A 7,436-nucleotide genomic window follows, 5' to 3' on the forward strand; every position below is an offset into this window, starting at 1 on the left:
CGCCGGGCGTTCATTACCCCCGCGATATCAACAGCTCCAGGCCCGCCAAAGCGAACAGCAGCGCAAGCGTTCCTTCAATCCAGCGCCTCACCCGGGTGTAAAACGCGATCATCGGCGCCGTTGAGAACAGCAGGGCATACCCCCCGAAAATCGTCACGCCGAGCAGCGCGCAACCGCCAATAATTGCCGGTAAAACCTGCTCAGGCGCGCCTTGCCGCAATCCCAGCGACATGATCGCCATCCAGGACATGATGGCCTTGGGATTGCCGAGATGCATCAGCACGCCCTGCCGATAAAGCGCCCGATAAGGCCGCGCATCGCGCCCCGCGGCCATGCCCGACGTCGCGGCGGACGTGCGTAACGCGGACTTTCCGGCGCGCAGCGCCAGATACAGCATATACACGCCGCCAACGATCTTGATGGTCCACAGCGCCTGCGCATACGTGGCCAACACGGCGGAAAGGCCGGTCGCGGCCAACATCGCCCAGCACAGCGATCCGGTCATCACGCCAGCGGCCAGCACCAATGCGGGCCTGCGGCCGTCACGCATCGCCACGCCCATGATCGCCATGTTGCTGGGGCCGGGGCTGGCGGTTGCGAGGAGATAGGCGCCGTAAACCAACGCAAGCTGACTGACCATCATGGAAAAACTCCGCTGACCCGCCTTACGGCCGAGCCGTTGTTGAAAACGCCGGGACTCCTCACCAACATAGTATGTGTTACACTTTTCGCCTATTTAAATAGTGTCACGTGACACTATATTCTTTCTCCGGAGAGCGACCATGCGGCTTCAATCCCCCTGGCAACCCCGCCTGGCCAACGTAGAAGCCACTACCGTCGAACGGCTGGTGCTGGCGTTGGCTGACGACATTATCGAGGGCAAGCTGCAAGGGGGCGATCGTTTGCCGGCTCACCGTCCCCTCGCCTGGCAATTGGCGATCGGTCTGGGCACGGTGACCAAAGCCTACGCCATCCTGGAACGACGCGGGCTGGTTCGCAGCGTGAAAGGCCGCGGGATGTTCGTGGCGATTCGCCGCGCCCGTGAAAAACGCGAAATCGATCTTTCAGCCAATGCGCCGCCGGCGATGCTTACCGATCGTTTGCTGGCGCGCACGCTGGCCGGCATTGCGCGGAAAATGGATGCGGACCATCTGAACTTCTATTCCCCACCGACCGGGCATCTGGAGCACCGGCGTTTGTTGGCCCGCTGGCTGGAAAACGCCGGCGTCACGATCGATCCGTCGCACCTGGCGCTGACCAGCAATGCCCGTCAGGCGATTTCGCTGGCGTTTGACCTGGCCTGCGGGCCACGCGGCACGATACTGACGGAGAGACTCACCTACCCCGGCGCGATCGCGCTGGCCCGGCGTAAAGGCCATCGCCTGATCGGCGTGGAGATCGATGCGCAAGGCATGGTGCCGCAGGCGCTGGCGAGCGCGCTCGAGCGAGTCTCCTCCGGCCATACCGCGGTCTATCTGACACCGACGCTGCATAACCCGACGACCGCCACCATGAGCGCCGAGCGCAGGCAGGCTATCGTCGAGATATGCCGGCAGGCGAATGTCTGGATCATCGAGGATGGCGTCTACGCGCTGGGTCACTCTGCGGCGCCTGCGCTCGCGGCTTTAGCGCCCGAGCGGGCGTTCCATGTCAATGGCCTGTCGAAAACGCTCGGCCCGGGGTTGCGGATCGGCATGCTGACTCTGCCGCCCGGCATGCAAACTGCGGCGGAAGAAGCCTTGCAAGATATTCCTTTCGCGCCTTCGCCACTGTCTTGCGCTGTGGTGGAGGAGTGGCTGTCCAGCGGCGCAATCGAGACGATACCGCAAGCGTTGCGCCATGAGGCTCAGCGAAGAGTGCATCTGGCCACCTCGATATTCGATGCCGACGACTGCGTATCGCATCCCGACGCTTATCATGTCTGGCTGCCGATGCCGCGCGAAACCGCCGAGTCGGTGGCCGCCGCCGCCGCATTGGCCAACGTAAAGGTGACGCCGCCGGACACCGTGATGGTGGCCCGCGACGAACGTGCGACGGGCATTCGCCTGTGCCTGGGCTCCCCCTCGCCGGACGAGCTAACGGCAGGCCTGACGCAGCTGGCACAGCTGTTGAAAGAGCATCGGAACGGCTGACAAACGGAAGAGAAAGGTTACGCGCACGGGCCGACCGGCTCAGGACTGTTCTTTTTGTGCGGTTTACTATTCCCTTCGCACCCGCCTGCTTTTTCTGCCATTATTCTGCCTGATAAATTAGCGGGACTGATACAACCTCCCCGCGCCTCTGGAGAACACCGATGCTGTTCAAACTATGCAAAACCCTTGCGATGGCCTGCGTGGCCCTGATTATCGCCCAGAGCAGCGCGCTCAGCTTTACCCTGGAAGTGGCGGGCAAGATCGACAACGTGACCGACCCGGTCAAAAAAAGCTATCTGTTCACCGATAAGCAGCTGTTGGCGATGCCGGTGCGCAGCATCACCACCTCCACTTCCTGGACGCCGCAGAGAAAATTTGAAGGGATTTCGGTGGCCGATATCCTGGAGCGCGTCGGCGCCAAGGGCGAGACGCTGACTTTCTACGCGCTGAACGATTATTACATCGACGTGCCGCTGTCCGACGTCAAGAAATACAACATGATCCTGGCCTACAGGATGGACGGGGAAATGCTGAAGCTCAGAAACTTCGGCCCGCTGTTCCTGGTTTACCCACGCGACGCCGCCGGGCCTGAACTGAACTCGCCGTTGTACAATTCACGCTTTATCTGGCAAGTCGACAGGATCGTGATCAAATGAAGCTGACGACCTTTAAGAACGGCAGCAGGCTGGCGATCCCGGCCATCTTTGCCGCGCTGTTTTTAGTGGCTTCGACCGTCACGCTCTATTACTACAGCGCCACCCTGTCGAAAAAAGGGCTGTATGCCATCGCCGGCACGCAGGAGAATTACTCCTGGTCTATCGCCAAGTTCTCCATCAAGCTGGCGGAGTTCGACACGCTGGTCGAGCAGCAAAGCCATGCCGCGCAGGTGGACAGCGACAATCTGCGGCTGCGGTTCGAAATCCTCTATTCGCGCTTTTACGTGCTGGAAACCGTCTCCGAATCCACGCAACCGCTGTACGCCGAGCCGGGCTACCCGGAAGTGGTCAAGCAGATGCGCCTGCAGATGGATCGCATCGATAAACTGCTGGATAACCCGAAAATCGACTTCAGCCAGGTTTTCGCGGCCATGAAGGCCATCAAGCCTTACGCCATCGAAATGGCCAACCTGACCGACCACGCCGAGGTGAAGCAGCGCACCGCAGCCTATGAGGATTACATCGAGAAACGGCACATTATTTTCTATGGGCTGGTGATCGTCATGTTCTCGGTGATCGCGCTGATCGCCATCACCCTGATCGTGTTCCGCCAGCAGCGGCTGACCATTCGCCAGCAGGCCAAAGCCATTGAGGCGGAGAAAGCGACGCGCACCAAAAACGCCTTCCTCGGCGCCATCGGCCACGAGCTGCGCACCTCATTGCAGAGCGTGATGTCGGCCATCGACGTGCTGGTGAACACCCGAGTGTCGGCGGAGCATGCGGACACTTTCCAGCGGCTGGAGACCGCCGCGCAGCAAATCGAAAGCCAGATGAAGGATCTGACCGACTACGCGCACCTCGACAGCGGCATGATGGAATTGCGCATCGTGCCGTTCGACGCGCAGAAGCTGATCGCGGAAACCGCCAACGAAATCGCCACCCTGACCCGCAAAGAGCAGGTCAAACTGAGCTGCGAAGTGGAGTGCAGCCACCTGTTGGTGCACTCCGATCCGCTGCGCATCCGGCAGATTATCGTCAACCTGCTGACCAACGCCTACAAATACACCGAAAGCGGCAGCATTACGCTGCACAGCTGCCTGCGCCGCCAGCCGGGCGGCAATTCGTTGATCATCGAAGTGACCGACACCGGCATCGGTATTGAAAAAGACCAGCTCGATCAGATATTCAAACCCTTTACCCAGTTGGATCAGTCGCATACCAAACAGTATGCCGGCGTGGGGATGGGGCTGGCGATCGTGCACGGCCTGGTGACGCTGCTCAACGGCACCATCACGGTATACAGCGAAATCAAGAAAGGCAGCACCTTTATCGTCAGCATTCCGGTGCAGATCAGTGAAGAAGAGCGCGCCGACGAGCCCGCCGCCGCCAATGCCCCCCTGCAGCAAAAGCCGCAGCAGGTGCTGGTGGTGGATGACAACAAGTCGGTGGGTGACGCCTTTGCGGCGCTGCTGGACAAGCTGGGCTACCAGCACGAACTGTGCGACTCGCCGGAGCGCGCGTTGCAGAAACTGCTCAGACGCCCTTACGACGCGCTGTTGCTGGATCTGCAGATGCCGGGCATCGACGGCGCCGCCCTGGCCAGGCAGCTGCGCAATCGTCGCGGCCCCAACCGCCATGTGCCAATCATCGGCATCAGCGCCTATACGCCGGAGCAGCTGACGGCGGATCAGCGCGCCCTGTTCGATAACTACCTGATGAAACCGGTTCGGCTGGATGCGCTGTCGAGCGCGCTGGCCGAGGTGTTCCCCGCTAAAGATTAAAACAGCGTTGCAGTGCGGCTTCGATCACATGGAGCCGCACCGGTTTTTCATAAGGACCGAGCACATCGTACTCGCGCATCGCCTGAGCGATCTCCGACTCGCGTCGGTCGGTGCCCAGTTCGCCGGTCAGCACCAGTACCGGCGCGTCCGGGTTGTCGGAGGCGCGGATGGTGGCGATACAGCGATCCGCCGTTTCCTCACCGATCAGCCAGTCCACCACGTAACCGTCGAACAGGCTTTGCTGCAGCGCTTGGCAGAAGCTGTCGACATCGTAAAACGCCACTGCGTTGAAACCGCAGCCGCCGAGGTACTTGGCCAGCTCATCGGCCGCCTGATGCGAATCGTCCAATACCGCGATGCTCAACCGCTCGTCATCGCCGTAACCGGGCCGAATTTCTATCAGTTCGACGCCGTAACGCGGGCCTGCCGGCGCCTCATCGGCGCGATAGATATGCCATTGCCCCTCCACGCGCAGCGCCACAAATTCCGCCGGCCGCCCGGCAGGAAGTTCGTCGCCAATATGCCCGACGCAGGGCATCGCCACCCCCGCCACGAAAAAGATGGCATCACGCGCCATGTTTGGCTCGGTCGTCTCATGTTCGGCGCTCAAATCGGCGATCGCCGCCGGCGTTTCTCCCAACGCGGCCGCGACGCTGTTGATCTGTTCCAGCGTCCAGGGGCTTTGCCCTTTCAATTTGCGGTGCGCATGTGAAAAACTCAGATCCAAGATGCGGCTGAGTTCGCGGGCATGCTGACGTTTTCCAATCCCGTAATGTAAAAACAGCTCCCTGACCCGATTGGCAATCGACTGTGAATCGAATTTTTGATGATTGTTATCCATTTGTTCCTTCGATTTTTTTTACTGATTTATCAGTCGTTTTGATTATTTCTGCTGAAAAAGCCACACCTAAAACTAGCATCCCATGCAATTATGCGTTAAAAACGTTGCTTGACATACCATGTTGTATCGTCAAACATGGTATCAAAAGAGACATACAGCAATACACTATAAAAAATAACACCAGCACGATTTTTAATAATAACCATAGTAACACCAGGGAAAATTTGTTCCGTTGCCGCTACTGAGACGATGCTCACATCGCTTGGACTGCATAAGCAAAACGGGGCTTGAGCCTTTAGCGCTAATCTGTTTTACCCACTTTTAAGCCGGGATCCGTCAGGGTCCCGGTTTTTTATTGCCCTGGTGCCGCGCCATCATACGGACTCACCCCGCAGCCGCAAATAAAAACGGAGCCGGCATGCCGGCTCCGTTGACCCTGTAATGACCGCTTGGCTTAGAAGCGCCAGGTGAAACCGGCGTTGACGCTGTTGTCCTGGTGGTTCTGCGACAGCAGCCCGCCGTAGCCCAGCGACAGCGAGGCGTTCTCGTTCACCGCCACTTCCGCCCCCGCCTTCAGCACCATCCCGTCGCGCGACACCGGCACGCTGTCCACCACGAACGGCGCGTTGCCGCCGTTGAACCGCAGCCCGGTGCCACGCTCCAGCCCGCCGTACTGGTGTTGCCACCCCAGCTCGCTGCGCAGCGCCACCGTCGTGCCCGGGCTCACCTGCCACTCAGTGTCCGCGCGCAGTCCCAGCGTCGACACCGTCGCGTCGGTGTGCTGCTTGTCGCCGCGCAGCGCCGCTGCGCCGCCGCTTTCCGCAATGCCGTTGTTTTCAAAGTTCACGTACGCCAGGTTGACGAACGGCTCCAGGTTCAGCCACTCGCCCTTCACGCTGTAGCCCGCTTCGGCGAACAGCTGCTCGGTGCGCGCGCTGTACTTCGCCGTGTCGCGGTCCGACTGCATCCCGTAGTTCACCGACCGCTTGGTGTCGATGCGGTGCCAGGTGTAGCCCGCCCCGCCGCGCAGCGCCAGCGCCCCGAACTGCTTGTCGCCGTACGCCGCCAGGTGGTAGTTATCGCTGTCCGCCTTCGACCCGTATCCGCCGTGCAGCGAGGTGCGGGTGTAGCCGGTCGCCACCCCCAGCCGCCAGTCGGCCGCCGCCGCCGAGTCCAGCCCCACCAGCACCCCGTAGGTCGAGGCCTGATAGCCGGTGGCGTTGGCGTCGCCCGACGCATGGTCCCACGCTCCCAGCAACTGCGCCCAGGCGCCGTCCTCGTCCGCCTTGATGGCCGACGAGCTCGCCAGCCCTTCCGCCTGACGCAGACGCCCGTTCAGCGCCTCACGCAGGTAGCGGCTGTCGTTCACCAGCGCCGACGCGATATCCGCATGGATTTGCCCCGACAGCTGACGGAACGCCTGCCGCGCCTCGCCCGCCGTGCCGCTGTTGAGCAGGCTCTCGTACACCGGGTTGCCCGCCGCCAGCGCATCCGCCGCCGCCGCCACCGCCCGTTCGTTCGGCGTCTGCGCCACGCTGGCGAAGCTTGTGCCGTTGCGCCCGACGCTCAGCGTTACCCCGGTCGGCTGGTAGCTCAGCCCGGTGCCGAGGAACAGGTAGTTCGGCGCCACCGCGTCAAACTGTCCGCTGACCCCCTGCTGCGCGCTCAGGATGGTGTACTGCTGGCCCAGCAGGCTGCGCACCTCGCTTTGCGTCAGCAGGTTGCTGCTGTCCTCCAGCGTGACCGCCACCTCACCGCCGCCGATCGTCGCCGCTCCGCTGCTCTGGATCCGATCGTTCTGGCCGTTCGGGCCCACTTCCACCGCATAGCGCGAACCCGGCTCGAAGCTGACGTCGCCGGCCACGTTCAGGGTGCCGATCGAGTTGCCCGGCGCCACGGTGCCGCCGCGGCGGGCGGTCAGCGAACCGACCGTGCCGCTGCCGCCGACGATGCCGCCGCTCTGCACGCTGACGGCCGAGGTGACCGAGCCGTTGATCGCCAGCCGCCCCTGATTGACCAGCGTCGG

At 61.8% G+C, this 7,436-nt stretch carries 6 protein-coding genes; 3 read left to right on the forward strand and 3 right to left on the reverse strand.

Features of this window, described 5'->3' with window-relative positions; translation table 11 throughout:
- Nucleotides 1-13: 13 nt before the first annotated feature.
- Nucleotides 14-643 (reverse strand): LysE family translocator, encoded by a 630-nt coding sequence (locus ADK28_RS09790; protein ID WP_033639164.1) that lies wholly within the window; start codon nt 641-643, stop codon nt 14-16.
- A gap of 139 nt (nt 644-782) precedes the next feature.
- Here ADK28_RS09790 and ADK28_RS09795 point away from each other — a divergent pair, with 139 nt between their 5' ends.
- The 3 genes from ADK28_RS09795 to ADK28_RS09805 all read left to right on the forward strand — a co-directional run bounded on the left by ADK28_RS09795 (nt 783) and on the right by ADK28_RS09805 (nt 4,569).
- On the forward strand, nt 783-2,132 hold the full coding sequence (locus tag ADK28_RS09795; RefSeq protein WP_048795572.1) for a PLP-dependent aminotransferase family protein: 1,350 nt from the start codon (nt 783-785) through the stop codon (nt 2,130-2,132).
- 161 nt (nt 2,133-2,293) lie between these two features.
- On the forward strand, nt 2,294-2,788 hold the full coding sequence (locus ADK28_RS09800; protein ID WP_004931017.1) for a molybdopterin-dependent oxidoreductase: 495 nt from the start codon (nt 2,294-2,296) through the stop codon (nt 2,786-2,788).
- Complete coding sequence (locus tag ADK28_RS09805; protein WP_016930453.1) at nt 2,785-4,569, forward strand: ATP-binding response regulator; 1,785 nt, start codon at nt 2,785-2,787, stop codon at nt 4,567-4,569. The genes ADK28_RS09800 and ADK28_RS09805 overlap by 4 nt, the downstream gene beginning before the upstream one ends.
- Here ADK28_RS09805 and ADK28_RS09810 read toward each other — a convergent pair.
- Nucleotides 4,559-5,410 carry a helix-turn-helix domain-containing protein gene (locus tag ADK28_RS09810; protein WP_016930454.1) on the reverse strand — a complete coding sequence of 284 codons (852 nt, stop codon included), beginning with the start codon at nt 5,408-5,410 and terminating at the stop codon, nt 4,559-4,561. The genes ADK28_RS09805 and ADK28_RS09810 overlap by 11 nt on opposite strands.
- A gap of 454 nt (nt 5,411-5,864) precedes the next feature.
- Nucleotides 5,865-7,436 (reverse strand): autotransporter outer membrane beta-barrel domain-containing protein (locus ADK28_RS09815; protein ID WP_048795573.1); only part of this gene is annotated, 1,572 nt, incomplete at its 5' end.

The sequence above is a fragment of the Serratia sp. 506_PEND genome (genome assembly GCF_001076875.1).
GTDB lineage: Bacteria > Pseudomonadota > Gammaproteobacteria > Enterobacterales > Enterobacteriaceae > Serratia > Serratia marcescens.

Coding starts and splice junctions, on each gene's coding strand:
- ADK28_RS09805 (WP_016930453.1), top strand. CDS start 2,785: ATGAAGCTGACGACCTTTAAGAACGGCAGCAGGCTGGCGATCCCGGCC.
- ADK28_RS09810 (WP_016930454.1), bottom strand. CDS start 5,410: ATGGATAACAATCATCAAAAATTCGATTCACAGTCGATTGCCAATCGG.
- ADK28_RS09795 (WP_048795572.1), top strand. CDS start 783: ATGCGGCTTCAATCCCCCTGGCAACCCCGCCTGGCCAACGTAGAAGCC.
- ADK28_RS09790 (WP_033639164.1), bottom strand. CDS start 643: ATGATGGTCAGTCAGCTTGCGTTGGTTTACGGCGCCTATCTCCTCGCA.
- ADK28_RS09800 (WP_004931017.1), top strand. CDS start 2,294: ATGCTGTTCAAACTATGCAAAACCCTTGCGATGGCCTGCGTGGCCCTG.